Source organism: Ferrovibrio terrae (genome assembly GCF_943371255.1).
Taxonomy (GTDB): domain Bacteria; phylum Pseudomonadota; class Alphaproteobacteria; order Ferrovibrionales; family Ferrovibrionaceae; genus Ferrovibrio; species Ferrovibrio terrae_B.
The window spans coordinates 1-19,081 of sequence record NZ_CALRUC010000055.1 but is presented as its reverse complement, the minus strand read 5'-3'; the positions used below and the strand labels follow the sequence as shown (position 1 = coordinate 19,081).

At 65.0% G+C, this 19,081-nt stretch carries 21 protein-coding genes; 11 read left to right on the top strand and 10 right to left on the bottom strand.

Translation table 11 applies throughout. The features are described 5' to 3' along the window. The first annotated feature begins 11 nt into the window (after positions 1–11). The 5 genes from fabI (at position 12) to AAG799_RS12890 (ending at position 5,019) form a co-directional block, all read left to right on the top strand. Positions 12–857: an enoyl-ACP reductase FabI gene (gene fabI / locus AAG799_RS12910; protein ID WP_341896491.1), complete on the top strand. Its 846-nt coding sequence runs from the start codon at positions 12–14 to the stop codon at positions 855–857. A 28-nt stretch (positions 858–885) separates the two neighbouring features. Further along, positions 886–1,995: a chorismate synthase gene (gene aroC, locus AAG799_RS12905; protein WP_341896489.1), complete on the top strand. Its 1,110-nt coding sequence runs from the start codon at positions 886–888 to the stop codon at positions 1,993–1,995. A 220-nt stretch (positions 1,996–2,215) separates the two neighbouring features. After that, on the top strand, positions 2,216–2,830 hold the full coding sequence (locus AAG799_RS12900; RefSeq protein WP_341896487.1) for a peroxidase-related enzyme: 615 nt from the start codon (positions 2,216–2,218) through the stop codon (positions 2,828–2,830). A gap of 163 nt (positions 2,831–2,993) precedes the next feature. After that, positions 2,994–3,734 carry a phosphatase PAP2 family protein gene (locus AAG799_RS12895; protein WP_341896484.1) on the top strand — a complete coding sequence of 247 codons (741 nt, stop codon included), beginning with the start codon at positions 2,994–2,996 and terminating at the stop codon, positions 3,732–3,734. 49 nt (positions 3,735–3,783) lie between these two features. Continuing rightward, positions 3,784–5,019, top strand: a complete 1,236-nt coding sequence (locus AAG799_RS12890; RefSeq protein ID WP_341896483.1) for an EAL domain-containing response regulator — start codon at positions 3,784–3,786, stop codon at positions 5,017–5,019. A 532-nt stretch (positions 5,020–5,551) separates the two neighbouring features. On the opposite strand, the gene AAG799_RS12885 is transcribed toward AAG799_RS12890, so the two are convergent. From AAG799_RS12885 to AAG799_RS12855, 7 genes are all read right to left on the bottom strand, one after another. Then, complete coding sequence (locus AAG799_RS12885; protein WP_341896481.1) at positions 5,552–6,892, bottom strand: hemolysin family protein; 1,341 nt, start codon at positions 6,890–6,892, stop codon at positions 5,552–5,554. Positions 6,893–7,111: 219 nt separating this feature from the next. Continuing rightward, positions 7,112–7,459, bottom strand: coding sequence for a hypothetical protein (locus tag AAG799_RS12880; RefSeq protein WP_341896479.1), 348 nt, complete (start codon positions 7,457–7,459; stop codon positions 7,112–7,114). Between the two features lie 322 nt (positions 7,460–7,781). After that, complete coding sequence (locus AAG799_RS12875) at positions 7,782–8,024, bottom strand: hypothetical protein (protein WP_341896477.1); 243 nt, start codon at positions 8,022–8,024, stop codon at positions 7,782–7,784. 185 nt (positions 8,025–8,209) lie between these two features. Continuing rightward, positions 8,210–8,566, bottom strand: coding sequence for a hypothetical protein (locus tag AAG799_RS12870; protein WP_341896475.1), 357 nt, complete (start codon positions 8,564–8,566; stop codon positions 8,210–8,212). A gap of 276 nt (positions 8,567–8,842) precedes the next feature. Beyond that, positions 8,843–9,079, bottom strand: a complete 237-nt coding sequence (locus AAG799_RS12865; RefSeq protein WP_341896473.1) for a hypothetical protein — start codon at positions 9,077–9,079, stop codon at positions 8,843–8,845. 229 nt (positions 9,080–9,308) lie between these two features. Further along, on the bottom strand, positions 9,309–10,388 hold the full coding sequence (locus AAG799_RS12860) for a metal-dependent hydrolase (RefSeq protein ID WP_341896471.1): 1,080 nt from the start codon (positions 10,386–10,388) through the stop codon (positions 9,309–9,311). Between the two features lie 18 nt (positions 10,389–10,406). After that, positions 10,407–11,027 carry a DUF938 domain-containing protein gene (locus AAG799_RS12855; RefSeq protein WP_341896469.1) on the bottom strand — a complete coding sequence of 207 codons (621 nt, stop codon included), beginning with the start codon at positions 11,025–11,027 and terminating at the stop codon, positions 10,407–10,409. 282 nt (positions 11,028–11,309) lie between these two features. Between AAG799_RS12855 and AAG799_RS12850 the strand changes: the two genes are divergently transcribed. After that, positions 11,310–11,585, top strand: coding sequence for a hypothetical protein (locus AAG799_RS12850; protein WP_341896467.1), 276 nt, complete (start codon positions 11,310–11,312; stop codon positions 11,583–11,585). Positions 11,586–11,588: 3 nt separating this feature from the next. Here AAG799_RS12850 and AAG799_RS12845 read toward each other — a convergent pair whose 3' ends face one another. Both AAG799_RS12845 and AAG799_RS12840 read right to left on the bottom strand, forming a co-directional pair. Continuing rightward, positions 11,589–12,038 carry an SRPBCC domain-containing protein gene (locus AAG799_RS12845; RefSeq protein ID WP_341896465.1) on the bottom strand — a complete coding sequence of 150 codons (450 nt, stop codon included), beginning with the start codon at positions 12,036–12,038 and terminating at the stop codon, positions 11,589–11,591. Next, a complete protein-coding gene (locus tag AAG799_RS12840; protein WP_341896462.1) occupies positions 12,035–12,385 on the bottom strand; it encodes a metalloregulator ArsR/SmtB family transcription factor in 351 nt (116 codons plus the stop codon). Before AAG799_RS12840 ends, AAG799_RS12845 begins: the two co-directional genes overlap by 4 nt. Positions 12,386–12,771: 386 nt before the next feature. Between AAG799_RS12840 and AAG799_RS12835 the strand changes: the two genes are divergently transcribed. From AAG799_RS12835 to AAG799_RS12820, 4 genes are all read left to right on the top strand, one after another. Next, positions 12,772–13,638, top strand: a complete 867-nt coding sequence (locus AAG799_RS12835; RefSeq protein ID WP_341896460.1) for an ABC transporter ATP-binding protein — start codon at positions 12,772–12,774, stop codon at positions 13,636–13,638. Then, positions 13,635–14,426 (top strand): ABC transporter permease, encoded by a 792-nt coding sequence (locus AAG799_RS12830; protein ID WP_341896457.1) that lies wholly within the window; start codon positions 13,635–13,637, stop codon positions 14,424–14,426. Before AAG799_RS12835 ends, AAG799_RS12830 begins: the two co-directional genes overlap by 4 nt. A 25-nt stretch (positions 14,427–14,451) precedes the next feature. Continuing rightward, positions 14,452–15,459: an ABC transporter substrate-binding protein gene (locus tag AAG799_RS12825; protein WP_341896455.1), complete on the top strand. Its 1,008-nt coding sequence runs from the start codon at positions 14,452–14,454 to the stop codon at positions 15,457–15,459. Positions 15,460–15,594: 135 nt separating this feature from the next. Continuing rightward, positions 15,595–16,188: a PAS domain-containing protein gene (locus AAG799_RS12820; protein ID WP_341896453.1), complete on the top strand. Its 594-nt coding sequence runs from the start codon at positions 15,595–15,597 to the stop codon at positions 16,186–16,188. Between the two features lie 10 nt (positions 16,189–16,198). On the opposite strand, the gene AAG799_RS12815 is transcribed toward AAG799_RS12820, so the two are convergent. Further along, positions 16,199–18,004, bottom strand: coding sequence for an ATP-binding cassette domain-containing protein (locus AAG799_RS12815; protein WP_341896451.1), 1,806 nt, complete (start codon positions 18,002–18,004; stop codon positions 16,199–16,201). 232 nt (positions 18,005–18,236) lie between these two features. Between AAG799_RS12815 and AAG799_RS12810 the strand changes: the two genes are divergently transcribed. Further along, positions 18,237–19,081: cache domain-containing protein (locus tag AAG799_RS12810; protein WP_341896448.1), on the top strand; the 845-nt coding region annotated here is incomplete at its 3' end.

Here is a 19,081-nt window from a genome sequence, read left to right as displayed (position 1 = left end):
CGAGGGATTACATGCCGCAACCGCAACCGCTCATGCAAGGCAAGCGTGGCCTGATCATGGGCGTCGCCAACGACCGCTCGCTCGCCTGGGGCATCGCCAAGGCGCTGCACGATCATGGTGCCGAACTCGCCTTCACCTATCAGGGCGAGGCACTGGAAAAGCGCGTGCGCCCGCTCGCCGGCACCATCGGCGCCGAGCATGTGCTGGAATGCGATGTCACCAATGCCGCCTCGATCGACACCACCTTCGCCGTGCTGGAGAAGGCCTGGGGCAAACTCGATTTCCTGGTGCATGCCATCGGCTTCTCCGACAAGAACGAGCTGAAGGGCCGCTATATCGACACCAGCTTCGACAACTTCGCGCTGACCATGAATGTCAGCTGCTACAGCTTCACCGCCGTGATGCAGCGCGCGGAAAAACTGATGACCGATGGTGGCGCCGCCATCACGCTGACCTACTACGGCGCCGAGCGCGTGATGCCGCATTACAATGTGATGGGTGTGGCCAAGGCCGCCCTTGAAGCCAGCGTGCGCTATCTCGCCGCCGATCTCGGCCGCAAGAATATCCGTGTCAACGCCATCTCGGCCGGCCCGATCAAGACCCTGGCTGCCAGCGGCATCGGCGACTTCCGCTATATCCTGAAATGGAACGAGCTAAACGCGCCGCTGCGCCGCAATGTCAGCATCGAGCAGGTCGGCGGCGCCGGCCTGTATCTGCTGAGCGAGCTGGGCTCCGGCGTCACCGGCGAAGTGCATCATGTCGACAGTGGCTATCACAGCGTCGGCATGGTGGCGGTCGATCAGGCGGCACAGGTTGCCGATCTGCTGCTCTCGCTCGGCGCCAAGAAGGCCGAGTAAGCAGGCCCAATGTTAGGCAATAAGCCCTATGTCGGATAACAGCTTCGGCCGGCTTTTCCGCGTCACCACCTGGGGCGAAAGCCATGGCCCGGCGCTGGGTTGCGTGATCGACGGCGCGCCGCCGCGCGTGGCGCTGTCTGAGGCCGATATCCAGGACTGGATGGACAAGCGCAAGCCCGGCACCTCGCGCTTTGTCACCCAGCGCCAGGAACCCGACTCGGTAAAGATTCTGTCCGGCACCTTCGAGGGCCTGACCACCGGCACGCCGATCATGCTGATGATCGAGAATGTCGACCAGCGCTCGAAGGACTACGGCGAGATCAAGGACAAGTTCCGCCCCGGCCATGCCGACTACACCTACTGGAGCAAATACGGCATCCGCGACTATCGCGGCGGCGGGCGCAGCTCGGCGCGCGAGACCGCGGCGCGTGTTGCCGCCGGTGCGGTGGCCCGCCAGGTGCTGAAGACGCTGCTCGGCCCGCAGGTGATGATCCGCGGCGCGCTGGTGCAGATCGGTGAAAAGAAAATCGACGGCTCGACCTGGAGCTGGGACAGCGTGACGCAGAATCCCTTCTGGTGCCCCGATCCGAAGATGGCGCTGGACTGGGAAGACTATCTGGATGGCATCCGCAAGGCGGGCTCCAGCGTCGGCGCCGTGGTGGAGCTGCGCGCCAGCGGCATCCCGGCCGGCCTCGGCGAGCCGATCTATGGCAAGCTCGATGCCGATCTGGCCGCCGCCATGATGAGCATCAATGCCGTGAAGGGTGTCGAGATCGGCGCCGGCTTTGCGGCTGCCGCTTTGAGCGGCGAGGCCAATGCCGACGAGATGCGCCTCAAGGGCGGCGCGGCCGAGTTCCAGTCGAACCAGGCCGGCGGCATCCTCGGCGGCATTTCCACCGGCCAGGAGATCGTGGTGCGCTTCGCGGTGAAGCCGACCTCGTCGATCCTCTCGCCGCGTGCCACCATCGACCGTTTCGGCGCCGAGACCGAGATCATGACCAAGGGCCGCCACGATCCCTGCGTCGGCATCCGTGCCGTGCCGGTGGGCGAAGCCATGCTGGCGCTGGTGCTGGCCGATCACCTGCTGCGGCATCGTGGCCAGGTCGGGGACTTTAAACAGGGCTTCGATCCGCGCTGATCGCGCGCGCCACTGTTGCAACCTTATAGACCGTCACCCTTGGGCTTGTCCCAAGGGTCCATCCCGACCATCCGCGCATCGGAACGCACAGATGGACCCTCGGAATAAATCCGAGGGTGACGGTTATGTAAAAGGCGACGGTCCTCATAATCCCCCCCGTGCCAAAGACTTTGTTCCGGCCTGACTTCGCCCTAGTGTTGGGCCAGCCCAGGAGGAACCAATGGCCAAAGCCAAAGCTGCCCCGAAGAAAACCGCGCCGAAAAAAACCACCAAGCCGCATGCGCTGAAGATCGCCGTGCCGCCGCGCGAAAAACTCGATCCGGCGACGCAGGCCTATTTTGCCAAATGCGACGAGAAGATCGGCTTCGTGCCCAACGTGCTGCTGAGCTACAGCTTCGATCAGAAGAAGCTGCGCGCCTTTTCCGAAATGTATAACGAGCTGATGCTGGGCGAGTCAGGCCTGTCCAAGCTGGAGCGCGAGATGATCGCCGTGGTGGTCAGCAGCATCAACCACTGCTTCTACTGCCTGACCGCCCATGGCGCCGCCGTGCGGCAGATTTCCGGCGACCCGAAGCTGGGCGAGCTGATGGTGATGAACTATCGCGCCGCCGATCTGGCGCCCAAGCTGCGCGCCGCCCTGGACTTCGCCGCCAAGCTGACCGAGACGCCGGCCAAGATGGTGGAGGCCGACCGCGAGGCACTGCGCAAGGCCGGCTGGAGCGACCGCGACATCTGGGACATCGCCGCCACCGTCAGCTTCTACAACATGAGCAACCGCATGGCCGCTGCCATCGAGATGCAGCCCAACGACGAATATCACGGCGCGTTCCGGTGAGAGAGCCGCACTGCATCCGCTCAATAGACCGTCATCCTCGGGCTTGTCCCGAGGATCCATCCCAAGGCCATCGCATGCGGGATGAGGCAGATGGACCCTCGGCACAAGGCCGAGGGTGACGGTTTCTGGTGTGATGATTGCCGTGTCTGATCGTTTCCATTAAATGCCCTCCGTCCTCACCACCGCGCTTACCCGCCTCGGCCGCTTCGAGCTGCCGCTGCTGGTGCTGCCCGGTCTCGCGGCGCTGGCGCTGTGGGGCTTTGTCGCGCTGGCCGAGGAGATGCTGGAGGGCGACACCGGCGATGTCGACCGCCGGCTGCTGCTGAGTCTGCGCAATCGGCAGGACATCGCCGATCCGCTCGGCCCGCTCTGGCTGGAAGAGATGATGCGCGATGTCACCGCCTTCGGCGGTACCGGACCGCTCGCCTTCATCACCGCTGCCTGCTGCCTCTACCTGCTGCTGCGCCGCCGCCTGCGCACGGCTGTGTTCGTCTTCCTCGCCATTGCCGGCGGGCAGCTGATGTCCAGCCTGCTGAAGGCCGGGTTCGAACGGCCGCGGCCCGACCTGGTGCCGCATGGCATGACCGTCTACACGGCGAGCTTCCCGAGCGGCCATGCGATGATGACCGCCATCGTCTACCTCACGCTCGCCGCCCTGCTGGCGCGCAGCGAGAGCCGCGCCCGGCTGAAAGCCTTCCTGCTGCTGCTGGCAGTCAGCGTCACCCTGCTGGTGGGCGTCAGCCGCGTCTATCTCGGCGTGCACTGGCCGAGCGATGTGCTGGGCGGCTGGATGATCGGCAGCGCCTGGGCGGCCGGCTGCTGGAGCCTGGCGGTGCTGCTGCAGCGCCAGGGCAAGATCGAGGGCGCCGTCGAAGGCGAGCCGGCGCCCGGCGCCGGGCCCTGATCTTTCTGTTTTGCTTGACCCTGCGGCGGCGGCGCCTGAGAGTAACACTGTGTCAGCCGCCGACCCCGACCCTGCCGTGATCGACCCCGCCAGCCTGCGTGTGCTGGTGGTCGACGACATGAAGCTGATGCGCGACATGGCATCCGCCATGCTGCGCGCCCAGGGCATCGGCATCGTCGAGACCTGCGACGACGGCGCCACCGCGCTGCAGGCCCTGGATCGCCTGGATGCTGCGTCGCTGGTCTGCGACCTGATGCTGCTCGATCTCAACATGCCGGGCATGGATGGCATCGAGGTGCTGCGCCATCTGGCCGAACGCAGCTATGAAGGCCCGATCGCGCTGTTCAGCGCTGAATCCGCCCGCGTGCTGCGCACCGCTGAAACCCTGGCGCGCGCGCATAACCTCAACATCCTCGGTTTTGTCGAAAAGCCGCTGACCGATTCCGCCATCCTGCGCCTGCTCGGCAAGCTGTCCGGCGGCGCGGCGCGCGCCACCATCAATGCCGACGAACCCTTGAGCGAGGCCGAACTGCTGGATGGCATCCGGCTCGGCCAGATCGAGATCATGGTGCAGCCCAAGGTGTCGATGACGACACGCCAGCCGATTGGCGTCGAGGCGCTGGCGCGCTGGCGCCATCCGCAGCGCGGCGTGATCGGTGCCGGCCATTTCATTCCGCTGGCCGAGAATGGCGCGGCGGCCGAACCGCTGTTCGAGGCGATCCTCGGCCAGGCGCTGCGCGCCGCCGCCCATTGGCGCGCCGAGGGCCTGGTGCTGCAGATGGCGGTCAATCTCTCCACTGCCAATCTCACCCGGCTCGACCTGCCGCAGCGCATCGCCACCGCGGTGAGCGATCACGGGCTCAAGCCGATTGATATCGTGCTGGAAGTCACCGAGAGCCGCCTGATCGAAGACCAGACCGCGGCGCTGGAAGTGCTGACGCGGCTGAAGCTGAAGGGCTTCAACCTGGCGATCGACGATTTTGGCACCGGCTATTCCTCGCTCGAACAGCTGCAGCGCTTCCCGTTCGAGGAAATGAAGATCGACCGCCAGTTCGTCGGCATGGCCGCCCAGGACCAGGCCGCGCGCGCCATCGTCAGCTCGTCGGTGCGGCTGGCGCGCAAGCTGGGCATGACCACGGTGGCCGAGGGCATCGAAAGCCGGGCCGACTGGGACTGCGCCGCCGAGCAGGGCTGCGATGTCGCGCAGGGCTATTTCGTCTCGGCGCCGCTGAAGCCCGAGGCCCTGCCGGGCTGGATCGCCGCCTGGCTGACCCGCAAGGACTGAGTCCGAGCCGGGTCTGGCGAGTCGCCATCATCCCGGGCGCATCTGTGGATAAAATGGCTGCCTAATAATGTGGCTGAGAATCGGCTGCCTGTGTTCCGGGCGCAACAGTTCTCAACTTCTCGCGCCTGCACAATGAAGTGTAGGCAAACAATCTTTCTCACAACCCTGCGACTGAATCACAAAATTTCACAAGTCATTGATATTAAAGGTGCGACAAGTTGGCCGCATTTTCCTCTTGCGCTGCACACGGTCTTTCTATACTTTTTGCGTTGCAACAAGCTTCCGGTTTGTTGCATGCCCTTCTCGGGCGTTTCCTCCCTAGACTTGGGCCGCATCTTCGATGCGGCCCCTTTTTTTGCCCAAAGCAGTCGGGCGGTAGCCTCCCGACGCGATAAGCCCCTGTCATACAAGTGCCTTTTTCGAGCAGCCCCATAAGAGGCAGCGCGCGACCGGGCGGCGGATATCACTCCGCTTGCGGATCATAACGTCGCGCGTCGCTGCAAGTTTCCCGTAGCGACCGGCGATTCAGCTCTTACGAATCATGCGCGCCATGCGGCGCGACCGGCGGCAGCGCCAGCACCTTGTCGATGCGGCGGCCATCCATGTCGACCACCTCGAAACGCCAGCCATGCCATTCGACATAGTCGCCGGTTTCCGGCAGGCGGCCGAAGCGCGCCAGCACGAAGCCGGCCACGGTGTGATAGTCGTCTTCTTCCGCCGGCAGCGTGAGGCCGAGCTGGCTGGCGAGTTCCTCGCGCGCCAGCAGGCCATCGAGCAGCCAGGAGCCATCCTCGCGCTGTACCGCGCCGGGCAGCGTTTCGCCATCGGGCAAAGCGAAATTGCCGGCGATGCTTTCGAGAATGTCGTTCGCCGTCACCACGCCTTCGAGACTGCCGAATTCATCGACCACGAAAGCCATGCCGGCCGGCGATTTCTGCAGCAGCGACAGCGCGCTCAAAAGATCGGCGCTTTCATGCAGCGCCGGCACCGGACGCACGAAGCTGCCGATGCCGGCCTGCATCAGGCCGTCGCGGCCGCTGTCGAGCAGCTGGTTGAGCACGTCTTTCACGCTGACGCTGCCGAGCGGTTCGTCGATCGAGCCGCGCGCGGCCGGCAGCAACAGATGCGTGGTCTCGCGCAGGCGCAGCATCTGTTCTTCATGCGGCAGCGTCAGGTCGAGCCAGTCGAGATCGTGGCGCGGCGTCATCACGCTGCGCACCGCGCGGTCGCCCAGCTTCATCACCGCGGTGATCATCAGGCGTTCGGCGGGCTCGACGGTGCCGGCACTTTCGGCCTCCGCCACCAGATGATGGATCTCTTCCTCGGTCACCGCATCGCTGTTGCCGGCACCGGCGCCGAGCAGGCGCAGCACCAGCTGCGAGGAGACATCGAGCAGCCAGACCAGCGGCGCGGCGATACGCGCCAGCGCGTTCAGCAGCGGCGCCATGGTGGCGGCGATCACTTCGGGATTCTTCAGCGCCAGCTGCTTGGGCACCAGCTCGCCGATGATCAGCGACAGATACGTCACGCAGCTGACCACCACGGCAAAAGCCGTCGGGCTGGCAATGGTGGAATCGATGGCGAAGTTTTCAATCAGCCAGGCGGCCAGCCGTTCGGCCAGCGTGGCGCCCGAATAGGCGCCGGCGAAAATGCCGACCAGGGTGATGCCGATCTGCACGGCGGAGAGGAAGCGGCCCGGCTCGGTGCCGAGCTGCAGCGCCATCCGCGCACCGCGCCAGCCACGCTTCTTCTTGCGGATGATGGCTTCCAGCCGCGCCTTGCGGGCCGAGACCACGGCAAGCTCCGACATCGCCAGCAGGCCGTTGAGCAGCACGAGCGCCACGATCAGCAGCAGTTCAAGCGCGAGCGACATGAGTCCCCCGCGCGGGCTGACATGGGAATGTTATGAAAGCGGCGACACGCAGTACGGTGTGGCGGCCGGCTTGGGGCGAAAAGCCCGCGCTAGGTCGGTCTGGCATAGCGGCGGCACTATAGGGGAAGCGCACCGCCGCGGCTAGAGCTTAGGGTATTCCGATACTGCCGCCCATCCGGTGCATAAAGCCGGATGCGCGCCGGTCAAACCGCGTGACGGTCAGTCCGCGTCGGAATAGCGGTCATTCTCGGCCTCGGTCGCCTCGGCGGCGGACTTGCGCTTGCGCGGGGCAGCCTTGGTGCGCGGTGCCGGCTTGACGAGGCCGAGCAGATCGGCGCGCTGCTGCTTGGCCAGCGCATCGGCTTCGGCCTGCAGCGGTGTTGCCGCACTGGCTTCCTTGGCCAGACGCATCGCACGCAGGCGATCGACCTTGGCGGCCACCGCCTTGCGCTGATCGGCATCGGCCTTCTGTGCGGCCTCGGCCTCGCGCTCGCGCTGCGAGGCTTTCTGGAAGCGCTGCTCGGCGCGGGCGCGGGCGTCTTCGGATGTGATGGTACGCGAGGTCATGGGCAGTGATCTCCAGTCATGCTGTGCCGGCACGCCGTGCGGGCGAAAGCGCAGAGGATAGGGCGCGCTGTGTTGCACGCGTCGGCGGGTGCGACGTCAATCGTGGCGCGACGTCAGGAAAGAAACGGCAGACCGGCGATGCGAGCGGTGGCGATGCGAGCGGCCGGTTGCGCAAAGCGCGCCCGGATCTGCAGATCGTGGGACGCGCGGGTCTTGGCGGTGTCGATTCATATGGCGTTGCAGCTGCAGGATTGCAAGTCGGGCTGCAACGCCATGGGATGTGTGTGGTGATCTTGCAGTGATCTTACGCTGGCGCTGCGCGTTATTCGCCGTCGCCGGCGACGGCTGCCACCGGTGCTGCGGCCTGCGCTGCGCGTGCTGCACGACCGGCTTCACGGGTCAGCCGCAGCTGACGCAGCTGCATCACCTTGGCGGTCACCGCATCGCGTTCGTCTTCGATCTCGCGCACCGCATCGGCAGCGGCCTGCTGGCGCTGCAAGGTCACGTCCTGGCGCAATTGCGCACGCTGCCGATCGATCTCGGCTTGAATCCTGCGGGCTGTCATGGGGTGGCTCCTGTTGCTGCGCTGTGGTCCGCCGGAACCATCGGAACCGGGCGGGCCTGAGCCGGCCTGTTAAGCCGGCAGCATACACCCTTTCGCCCCCAAAAGGGTGGGAATTCGGCCCGGATATCGCTGTAGAATCCCCCCGGAAACAGCGATATCCGGCGAATTTATGCGAGGATCTGCGCTCAGGTCGCCGATAGCTTGCCGATACAGGCATTCACCACGCCGCTGTCTGCGACGGTGCGGCCCGGCATGATCGCATGCTTCTCGGCCAGTTCGCGCCGCGCCGACCAGTCGAGCGCACCGGGATTGCCGTTTTCAACCTTCGCCAGCGCCGAGCAGATCATCGCCTGCTGGTCGACCGCACTGGCCGTGCTCTGGCGGTCGGCACTGCCGCGCGTCACCTGCCAGCCGACATAGTTGGAAATCAGCGGGCCGGCGACCAGGCCGAGCGCCAGCATGAGGGCGAGCGGTTTGATCGTGGTCCATTGCGCGGCCAGGCGATCCTGCCAGGTGGTCTTGAGATTGTGTGTGGAAGACATGATGGACTCCTGCACCGCAAGCCGGATGCGGCGGGATGAGGAAAGCACAGGCGCCGGCGGCAAGGCGGGGCCCGAAACGCGATGTCTGAATACGGATGCCTGGCTGGCGAAACTGCGATGCGGCATGGGCTGCATCGCGTTCAGGCCGCGCCAGGGCTGGCGAAATGCCACTGCGGCAGATCGCCGGTCCTGCCGCTGTCGGTCTGCGGACAGACCGGCGAGGACAGAACCGGGCGGATGCGTGTTACCGGACCGGCATCACGCATCCTGCGCCTGTTAGGACTTGGTCACGGCAGCCGGGGCAGCAACAGCAGCGGCATCGCCCTGCTGGATCTGCACCTTGGCCACGTCATTGGCCGGCGCGGCGCCCATCTGGGCGGCGGCGGGGGCCTGCATCTCGGGCTGCGTCTGCGGGCCGGCCTTTTCTGCGGCGATCCCGTCGGCAACCTTCTTGTCGAGGGCGGCCAGGGCGTTCGGCTTCACGGCAGTCTGCGGAGTCTGGGTCTGGGTCATCGACGTCACGCTTTCTATTGGCAGGAATGTGCCAGGGCGTGACTATAGGCTTTACTGGCGAATTAGCGAGAAATATAAATAATTCAATAGCTTATTATTATGGCTGCGCTTGGCTTTTACTTGATAAGCCGCTGCAATCGCTGGCTTTATATTTGTGAATATTTACCGTGTTCTTTGCGTTTATTTGAGCAGTACTGAATACAGCGGCATTCCAAGCCGCTGACCGCGGTCAGCGCCCCAGCATGCCGTCGCGCAATTCAGCCAGGCCGGCGCGGCTGAACGGCGGCCGCTCGGCCAGCGGCTGCGGCGGCTCCAGCATGCGGCCCTGCGCATCGGTGCGGAAGCGCAGGCCCCAGAAACCCAGGATGCTGTCGCCCGGCAGGCCATAGCGATAGTCGCGCGCTTCGACGATGTAGCCGCCGGCATTCTGCGGCATCGCATCGGGCTGCAGACGCCAGTGCAGGCGGCCATCGGCGAACCAGCGGAACACGCGTGCCTCATGCGTGGCCTGGATGGCCGAGAGCACCGGCACGGTATCGGGGCGCGGCGTGCGCTGCCATTCAATCGGCGCCGCGCGAAACGGTGAGGCGAAGCCGATCAGGATTTCATCGGGCAGATCGGCGACGATGCGGCGCCAGAAAATCTGGAAGATCACCGGATAGGCATCGACGCGCGCCGCGGCTGCGGCCACCGGGTTGATCGCCCGCAGCTCCTCGCGCGCGCGATCCTCCATATGGCGGCCGACACCCCAGGCCACCGTGGTGTAGAGCCCGATATAGACCAGCACCAGCTGCGCCGCGCGCTGCGCCAGGTTCACCTGCTGGCGCGTCAGCAGGGCAAACAGAAACACCGCCAGCAGCGGCAGCGAATAGACCGGATCGATGATCGGCATCGCGTTGATGGCAAAGCGCGCGCTGCTGAACGGCGCCAGCAGCTGCGTGCCATAACTGGTGAACAGGTCGAGCAGCGGATGCGTGACGGCACTGAGCGCGCCAAGCCACATCCATGCCGTGCGGCGCGTCTCTGGCTGTGCATCCCGTGGCGGGCGGCGCCTGGATTTTTCAAAAGCCCAGATCGCCGCGCCGATTGCAGCGCCGGCCACCAGCGTGACCGGAAAGGAATGCGTGATGCTGCGATGATGCAGCCAGATATCGATCACCGACGGCTCGCCGACCAGATCGGCCAGCACATCGAGATCGGGCAAGGTGGCAATCGCACCGCCGGCGATCACCGCGCGACGGCCGAGGCGGCTGCGGAAGCCGGCCGCCGCCACCACGCCGCCGAACAGAATCTGGGTTATGCTGTCCATGTCAGCGTCTTGGCCTTGTCAGGGTTTGCGGAAGAGCACGATCAGGTTGTTGGCCGGCATGGCGATGATGCGATCCTGCACAAAACCATGCGCCTGCGCCAGCGGCGTCACCTCGCTGTCGAGGCAGCGCACGCCCCAGCGCGGATCGCGTTGCTGCAGCCCGGCATCGAAATCGGCATTGGACGGCGCGGTATGCACACCATCGCGGCGGAACGGGCCGTACAGGATCAGCGGCGCATCACCGGACATGATCGCGGCAGCGCCGGCAAACAGCCCCTCGGCCGCGGCCCAGGGCGCGATATGGATCATGTTGCAGCAGAGCAGCGCGTCACAGGCGGCCAGCGGCCAGGCCGCGGCCGTCACATCCAGCTGCAGGGCAGGACGGATCGTGACTGCACCGCTATCGCGCGCATGGGCATCGATGGAGGGCAGCGCCTCGGCCTCGTAATCGCTCGGCTGCCAGCGCAGCGGCGCCAGCTGCGGTGCCATGAAGGCGGCATGCTCGCCGCTGCCGCTGGCGATTTCCAGCAGCAGGCCGCCCTGCGCCATCTGGGGCGCCAGAACATCTTTGAGGACGGCGAGGATGGCCTCGCGGTTGCGCAGGGTGGCCGGGGCATGCCGGCGGGGATCGGGCGTCATGCCGCCAAGATAGCGCGGCCGACCGCGAGGGCCAGCACCGTAGCCGCGATCACGGAATTGCCCGCCCGCACCGATACGCCGTTGACGATCGCGGCGCGGCCGGCCTAGAGTACCGGCCATGACCCACGCGGCCACCTCTTATTATTGGTTTACCACCCCTCATACGGGCGGCGCGCTGGTTATTGTCTGAACCATTGCAGCCGCCAGGTCGGCGGCTTGCAGGTTCACAAAAGGTCTCCGGCCTTCCGGCTTCACACAGCCTGGCCATCAACGGAGACCATCATGACGACCCAATCCACTCTTTCTAAAGCCGAACTTTCTGAAATCCCGCAGATCGCGCTGCAGAGATCGCATCTGTCCGAAGGCGTGTCGCTGGCCGAGCTGCTGGTGCTGGCCGGCCTCGCGGTCAACCGCGATGCCGCCCGCACCCTGATCGCGCGCGGCGAAACCAGCATCGACGACCGTCTGGTCGACAATGCGATGGAACGCGTGCGGCTGAGCGAGGGCGCGATCCGGCTCAGTGCCGGCGCGGGTCAGGTGCTGCTGCGGGCGGTGTGAGGGCTAGGCCTCGGAGACCTGCACCAGCTTGTCCAGCGCGCCGCTCCAGCCATTGCTGTGTTCGTCGCGCAGTTGCTCGCTGGCAAACCGCTCATGCGTCAGCGTGAACAGCGTATGCCCGTCATCGGGCCTGAAATGCAGCGTCACCAGCGTCTCGCCCTCTTCCGGGCGGTTCAGCCAGGTCCAGGTAAAGACCAGCCGTTCATGCGGCACGATCTCGCGATACACACCGCTGGCCTCATGGTCGCGGCCATCATCCTCGACGTGCATCAGCACGCGATAGCGCCCGCCGATGCGCAGATCGCAGTCAACCTCGAGCGTGGCGGCATGCGCGGGCGCGAACCATTGCCGCATCAGCTGCGGCTGCGTCCAGGCGGCGAAGACCTTTTCCGGCGGCGCCTTGATGCGGCGCTTCAGCGTCAGACTCGGCGCGACCGGCGCCGGCGCAGTCATTTTTTCTCTTCGACAAAGGCGGCGAGCCGGTCGAGGCTGCCCGACCAGAAGGCGGCATAGCGTTCAAGCCATTCATTGGCCTGCTGCAGCGGCGTGGCGTCGAGCTTGCACGGCCGCCACTGCGCCTCGCGCCCGCGGGTGATCAGCCCGGCGCGTTCCAGCACCTTCAGATGTTTCGAGATCGCCGGCTGGCTCATCGCAAAGGGCGCGGCCAGTTCGCCCACCGAGGCTTCGCCGCTGCTCAGCCGCGCCAGGATTGCGCGCCGCGTGGGATCGGCCAGCGCGGCAAATGTGATGCTCAAGGGATCGGGGCGGGTGGCGGCAGTCTGGGTGGCGGCAGCGGGCATGGCGGGCCCTCCTGATACATAACCTTTAAGTTATGTATACGTCGCAGGTCATAGCGTCAAGCATAGCGATGAAAACTGGCGGTTTGGCCGATTTGTTGCTATAATGTTCGCTATCTCTGATGAGTACATATGTATTCATGTGAAATGCTGCGAACCCGAACGAACCCCAACGAGCCTGAACGAACCTCAACGGACCCCAACGAACCGCAACGAACCGCAACGAACCGCAACGAACCCCAGCGAACCGCAACGAACCTGACTGAAGCCTGTGCGGGAATGTCCGGGCGCGGTGCTTTACCTGGCCCTGCCCGGCTTTGTAGGGTGCGCATAAGCGCCGCGCAGGGTTGAGAACGCGGCGCATGTTTTTCCGCGGGAGGAAACCGGCCTTGTCCCAGGGCGCCGTCAGTACAGCCTCATCCTTTGTGGCCGCCCCGGCCGTATCGGCACCGCCCGCCGCCGTGGCGCTGCGCGATCTTGCCATCACCTTCGCGCTGAAAACCGGCGAGACCCATTGCGCGGTCAGCAGCATCGACCTGGGCGTGGCGGCGGGCGAATTCGTTGCCATCGTCGGCCCCACCGGCTGCGGCAAGTCCACCCTGCTGAATGCCGCCGCCGGGCTGCTGAAACCCTCGGCCGGCAGCGTGAGCATTTTCGGCGATGCGCTCGGCGGCCTGAATGGCAAAGCCGGCTACCTGTTCCAGGCCGATGCGCTGATGCCGTGGAAGACCGCGATCGACAATGTCGCCGTGGCGCTGGAGCCGCAGGGCGTGCCGCGCGGCGAGGCCTTGCAGCGCGCGCAGACCTGGCTTGGCCGTGTCGGCCTGAAAAGCTTCGCGCAGCGCTATCCGCATATGCTGTCCGGCGGCCAGCGCAAGCGCGTCGCCCTGGCGCAGATGCTGATCCGCGATCCGCAGATCCTGCTGATGGACGAACCCTTCGGCCCGCTGGATGCGCAGACACGGCAGATCATGGGCAACCTTCTGCTCGACCTGTGGGCGGCGAACCGCAAGGCCGTGCTGTTCGTCACCCACGATCTGGAGGAAGCCATCGCGCTGGCCGACCGCGTGGTGGTGATGTCGGCCGGGCCGGCGGCAAAGATCGTCGGCGATTTCCCGATCACGCTGCCGCGTCCGCGCGACATCGCCGAAATCCGCACCGAAGCCGCCTTCCATGCGATCCACAAGGCCATCTGGGCCTGCCTGCGCGTCGAGGTGCAGAAGACCTATGCCCAGGGCGGGGAAGCCGAACAATGAACCGCGTCACCCTGATCCTGCTGCAGGCGCTGGTCGGCTTTGCCTTCCTGCTGATCTGGCATCTGCTCACCACCGTGCCGGTCTTCAACGGCAAGCCGCTGTTTGCGCCCTTCTTCTTCTCCACGCCGCTGGATGTGCTGGCGCGCACCTGGAAGGATTTCTATTCCGGCGAGATCTGGCGCCATCTCGGCATCACGCTGCTGGAAACCGTGCTGGCCTTCATCATCGGCGCTGCCGGCGGCATTGTCGTCGGCTTTGCCTTTGCCCGCCGCGAGCTGCTGGCCGCCGTATTCGACCCCTATGTGAAGGCCGCCAATGCGCTGCCGCGCGTGGTGCTGGCGCCGATCTTCGCGCTGTGGTTCGGCCTGGGCATCTGGTCGAAGGTGGCGCTGGGCTTCACGCTGGTGTTCTTCATCGTCTTCTTCAACGTCTACCAGGGCGTCAAGGAAGTCAGCCCCACCGTGCTGGCCAATGCGCGCATGCTGGGCATGAACGAGCGCCAGCTGCTGCGCCATGTCTACTGGCCCGCCGCGCTGACCTGGATGTTCTCATCCCTGCACACCAGTGTCGGCTTCGCGCTGGTCGGCTCGGTGGTCGGCGAGTATCTCGGCTCGGCGGCGGGCCTGGGCTACAAGATCCATGAGGCCGAAAGCGTGTTCGATGTGACCGGCGTGTTTTCCGGCATGCTGATCCTCGCCCTCTTTGTCATCGTCATCGACACCTGCGTCACCTTCATCGAAAACCGGCTGCTGGTCTGGCGGCCCGACACGGCGGCGAAGACCGCCTGAACCACCACAAGGAGAGGAAACCACCATGAAGATCAGAATTGCACTGGCCGCGCTGACGGCACTCGGCATGATGATGGGCACGGCGCAGGCGGCGCCGGAGAAGGCCAAGCTGGAACTCGGCGTCGGCGGCAAGCCGTTGCTGTATTACCTGCCGCTCACCATCGCCGAGCAGAAGGGCTATTTCAAAGCCGAGGGCCTCGATGTCACCATCAACGACTTCGGCGGCGGCGCCAAGTCGCTGCAGGCGCTGGTCGGCGGCAGCGTCGATGCGGTGACCGGTGCCTATGAGCACACCATCCGCATGCAGGAGAAGGGCCAGGATATCCGCGCCGTGATCGAGCTGGGCCGCTTCCCCGGCATCGTGCTGGCGGTGAAGAAAGAGCTGGCCGGCAAGATCAAGACGCCGGCCGACCTCAAGGGCATGAAGATCGGCGTCACCGCGCCGGGCTCGTCGACCAACTTCTTCGTCAACTACCTGATCGCCAAGGCCGGCGGCAACTACAAGGATTCCGCCTTCAGCGGCGTCGGCGCCGGCGCCGGTGCGGTGGCGGCGATGCAGAAGGGCGAGATCGATGCGATCTCCAACCTCGACCCGGTGATCTCCAAGCTGGAACTCGACAAGACCGTGGTGGTGATGGCCGACAGCCGCACCGAAGCCGGCACCAAGGCGATCTTCGGCGGCTCCAACCCGGCCGCCGTGCTGTATCTGAAGAACGAGTTCATCGAAAAGAACCCGCAGACCACGCAGGCGCTGGTCAACGCCTTCCACAAGGCGCTGGTCTGGCTCGCCACCGCCAAGCCCGAGGATGTCGCCGCCACCGTGCCGGAGGCCTATTATCTTGGCGACAAGCCGCTCTATCTTACGGCAGTGAAGAACTCGATGGAGACCTATTCACGCACCGGCCTGATCAGCGCCGATGGCATGAAGAGCGCCTACAACATGCTGGCGCAGTTCGACGAGGGCCTGGCCAAGGCCAATCTCGACCTCAACAAGACCTTCAACGACAAATTCGTCAAAGCCGTGAAGAAGTAAGCGCGGCATCCTTCAGCGACGCGTGAGGCGGCCGGGATGGCAACATCCCGGCCGCTGCCGTTTTGGCCCACCCGGACGGCATCGCGTGATTCTGTCGGCTGGCGTCGCCGCGGCAACAATGCTTAAATCCCTCCCATGGGGTCTGAGGATTTTCTCGATACACTGCCAACGCCGCTGTCGCAGCAGGCGCGGCAGTTTTTTGCCATCTGGCAGCGCTGGCGCGGCGAACGCCGCCTGCCGCAGCGCAGCGACCTGTCGCTCGGCGATCTTGGCGCCCTGGCCCACAGCTGCCTGCTGCTCAATATCCGCAGCGCCGACGAGATCCGCATGGAGAATGTCGGCCGCACCATCATCGAGAAGATGGGCTTCGACCTGACCGGGATGAACTATCTCGACCTGACCTCGAAGGACAACCGCCACTGGCGCGCGCATCTCACCATCGCCCAGGCCGCCCAGCCCTGCGGCGTGCTGATCTATTACTGGCTGCGCTTCCCCGATGGCGCCGTGCTGCCGGTCGAATTCACCGGCGCGCCGCTCTATGAGGATGGCGCCGCCGAACCCAGCCTGATCTTGTGCTGCGCCACCGGCCTGGCCGATACCGCGAACCGCAAACAGCCGCTCGATCCGGATTCTTATGTCGAGGGCGACGGCATGCGCTTTATCGATATCGGCTACGGCGTGCCGCCGCTGGTGCCCGCCGAGCGCCAGGAGCCACGGCCGGTGCAATAAGCAATAGGGCTCAGCCCTCGATTTCCTCGCGCAGCATTTCCAGCTCCAGCCACTGGTCTTCGGCCTTGGCCAGATCGGCCGTCGCCTGCTCCAGGGCTTTGGTAGCGGCCTGGAATTTCGTCTGATCACGTGAAAACAGCTTGGGGTCGTCGAGAATGCGCTGCTGCTTGGCGATCTCGGCCTGCAGGTTGGCGATCGTCTTGGGCAGGGTTTCCAGCGCATGCTTTTCCTTGAAGCTGAGCTTGCGCTTCGATGCCGCACGTGGCGCCGCCTCGCCCTTGTCGGTTTCCGCTCTGGCCGCCTTGGCCGCAGCTGCGCGGGCCTGCACGCCGATGCCGCGCTGCGCCACCATATCGCTGTAGCCGCCGGCATAGGCGATCCAGCGGCCATCGCCCTCGGAGGCCAAGACAGACGTGCAGACGCGGTCGAGGAAATCGCGGTCATGGCTGACCAGCAGCACCGTGCCGGGATAATCGGCCAGCATTTCCTGCAGCAGATCGAGCGTTTCGAGATCGAGATCGTTGGTCGGCTCGTCGAGCACCAGCACGTTGGAGGGCTTCGCCAGGGCGCGCGCCAGCATCAGCCGGCCGCGTTCGCCGCCCGACAAGACCTTCAGCGGCGTGCGCGCCTGTTCCGGCGTGAACAGGAAATCCTTCATGTAGCTCATGACATGGCGCGGCTGGCCGTTCAGCGTCACCTTGTCGCTGCCACCAGACATCGCATATTGCAGCGTCATTTCCGGATCGAGCGCCTCGCGCTTCTGATCCAGCTGCACCAAGGCGATATTCTCGCCGAGCCGGATGCTGCCGGAATCCGGCTGCAGCTTGCCGGTGAGGATATTCAGCAGCGTGGTCTTGCCGGCGCCATTGGCACCGACGATGCCGAGCCGGTCGCCGCGCTGCACCTTGATGCTGACCTCGCGCAGGACGGTCAGATCGCCCCAGGATTTCGAAATCTCTTTGGCTTCGGCGATCAGCTTCGACGAGGTCTCGGCTTCCGACACATTCAGCGTGACATTGCCAGCCACCTTGCGCTGGTCGCGGCGCTCGGTCTTGAGGTCAGACAGCGCGCGCATGCGGCCCATGTTGCGCTTGCGCCGGCCCGACACGCCATGGCGCACCCAGTCGAGTTCGGCAACGATCTTGCGGTCGAGCTTGTGGCGTTCGGTTTCTTCCTGTTCGAGCAGCGCATCACGCCAGTCTTCAAACGCACCGAAGCCCTGTTCCAGGCGCCGCGTGGCGCTGCGGTCGAGCCAGATGGTGGCGCGCGTGAGGTTGCTCAAAAACCTGCGGTCATGGCTGATGAGGACGAGCGCCGAGCGCAGGCGCTGCAACTCGCTTTCCAGCCATTCGATGGCCGGCAGGTCGAGATGGTTGGTCGGCTCGTCCAGCAGCAGGATATCGGGCTCGGGTGCGATCACACGCGCCAGCGCCGCGCGCCGTGCCTCGCCACCCGAAAGCTGCGAGGGATGTTCGGTGCCGGTCAGGCCCAGTGCGCCGAGCAGGGCCGCGGCGCGATACGGATCGTCGCTGGGGCCCAGCCCCGCCAGCACATAGGACAGCACATCCTCGAAACCCGAGAGATCGGGCTCCTGCGGCAGATAGCGCATGGTGACGCCCGACTGCACGATGCGTTCGCCCTTGTCGGCCTGCACCGAACCGGCGGCGACCTTCAGCAGGGTCGACTTGCCCGAGCCGTTGCGGCCGACCAGGCACAGCCGGTCGCCCGGCATCACGCTGAGCGCGGCACCCTCCAGCAGCGGGGTGCCGCCAAAGGTGAGATGGATATCGGCAAGGGTGAGAAGCGGCGGCGCCATGACGGTCCTTATCTGGGGCGCCGGTGATAGCAATCCCTGCGGGCCGCGGAAAGCCGCGGCGCTGATTATTGGCGGGGCAAATGATGCATATCGAATGGCCGTCTGCCCAAAATCAATGCAACCGTGATTTGTTTACTTTTAAATACTATACTACTGAAGGATATACGAAACCCCGCGTTTCAGTTGAAATACAGCCAAGTCGTTTCGACTGGGGACAATTTGGGGGACCGGAATGAAAAACCTGCGTCTGGCGCCACGTCTGTGGTCCATCCTGATTATAGCTGTCATCGGCCTCATCCTGGTGGGTGCGCTCGGCCTCTATCGGTTGCACAGCAGCCTGATCGACGACCGCATGATCAAGACACGCAACCTGGCCGAGGTGGCGCATAGCCTGATGGTGCGATACCACGCCCGCGCCCAGGCCGGCGAGCTGAGCGAGGCCGATGCCAAGCGACTGGCGCTGGCCGATCTGGAAGCGCTGCGCTACGACGAAAAGGAATATTTCTGGGTCAACGACATGGGCCCGGTGATGGTGATGCATCCTTTCGCCAAGCAATTGGTTGGCAAGGATCTCAGCGAGAACAAGGATCCCAACGGCAAGCGGCTGTTCGTTGAATTTGTCAATGTGGTGAAAAAGAACGGCAGTGGTTTTGTCGATTACCTGTGGCCGAAACCCGGCCTGCAGGATCCGGTGCCGAAGATTTCCTATGTGAAGGGCTTCGCACCCTGGGGCTGGATCGTCGGCACCGGCATCTACATCGATGACGTCAACACCATCTTCAAACAGCAGCTGATCGCCAACGGCAGCATCATCGGCGTGGTGGTTCTGCTGCTGGCCGGCCTGGGCTGGATCATGATCCGTGGCATCAGCCAGCCGCTGGGACAATTGACCGCCGCGCTGGGCCGTCTCGCGCAACGGGATTGGCAGGCGGAGGTCATTGGCGGCGATCGCGGCGATGAAATCGGCGATATCGCCCGCGCCGTCAGCGTGTTGAAAGAGAACGGCATTGCGGGCGACAGGCTGCAGACACAGATCGAGGCCGAACGCCTGCGCAACGAGGAAACCCGCATCGCACA

Bases quoted from the DNA above. Each gene is read 5' to 3' on its own strand.
- AAG799_RS12815 (WP_341896451.1), bottom strand. From the start codon at position 18,004: ATGGCGCCGCCGCTTCTCACCCTTGCCGATATCCATCTCACCTTTGGC.
- AAG799_RS12820 (WP_341896453.1), top strand. From the start codon at position 15,595: ATGGGGTCTGAGGATTTTCTCGATACACTGCCAACGCCGCTGTCGCAG.
- AAG799_RS12865 (WP_341896473.1), bottom strand. From the start codon at position 9,079: ATGACCCAGACCCAGACTCCGCAGACTGCCGTGAAGCCGAACGCCCTG.
- AAG799_RS12900 (WP_341896487.1), top strand. From the start codon at position 2,216: ATGGCCAAAGCCAAAGCTGCCCCGAAGAAAACCGCGCCGAAAAAAACC.
- aroC (WP_341896489.1), top strand. From the start codon at position 886: ATGTCGGATAACAGCTTCGGCCGGCTTTTCCGCGTCACCACCTGGGGC.
- AAG799_RS12885 (WP_341896481.1), bottom strand. From the start codon at position 6,892: ATGTCGCTCGCGCTTGAACTGCTGCTGATCGTGGCGCTCGTGCTGCTC.
- fabI (WP_341896491.1), top strand. From the start codon at position 12: ATGCCGCAACCGCAACCGCTCATGCAAGGCAAGCGTGGCCTGATCATG.
- AAG799_RS12830 (WP_341896457.1), top strand. From the start codon at position 13,635: ATGAACCGCGTCACCCTGATCCTGCTGCAGGCGCTGGTCGGCTTTGCC.
- AAG799_RS12850 (WP_341896467.1), top strand. From the start codon at position 11,310: ATGACGACCCAATCCACTCTTTCTAAAGCCGAACTTTCTGAAATCCCG.
- AAG799_RS12860 (WP_341896471.1), bottom strand. From the start codon at position 10,388: ATGGACAGCATAACCCAGATTCTGTTCGGCGGCGTGGTGGCGGCGGCC.
- AAG799_RS12840 (WP_341896462.1), bottom strand. From the start codon at position 12,385: ATGCCCGCTGCCGCCACCCAGACTGCCGCCACCCGCCCCGATCCCTTG.
- AAG799_RS12870 (WP_341896475.1), bottom strand. From the start codon at position 8,566: ATGTCTTCCACACACAATCTCAAGACCACCTGGCAGGATCGCCTGGCC.
- AAG799_RS12880 (WP_341896479.1), bottom strand. From the start codon at position 7,459: ATGACCTCGCGTACCATCACATCCGAAGACGCCCGCGCCCGCGCCGAG.
- AAG799_RS12855 (WP_341896469.1), bottom strand. From the start codon at position 11,027: ATGACGCCCGATCCCCGCCGGCATGCCCCGGCCACCCTGCGCAACCGC.
- AAG799_RS12875 (WP_341896477.1), bottom strand. From the start codon at position 8,024: ATGACAGCCCGCAGGATTCAAGCCGAGATCGATCGGCAGCGTGCGCAA.
- AAG799_RS12825 (WP_341896455.1), top strand. From the start codon at position 14,452: ATGAAGATCAGAATTGCACTGGCCGCGCTGACGGCACTCGGCATGATG.
- AAG799_RS12895 (WP_341896484.1), top strand. From the start codon at position 2,994: ATGCCCTCCGTCCTCACCACCGCGCTTACCCGCCTCGGCCGCTTCGAG.
- AAG799_RS12845 (WP_341896465.1), bottom strand. From the start codon at position 12,038: ATGACTGCGCCGGCGCCGGTCGCGCCGAGTCTGACGCTGAAGCGCCGC.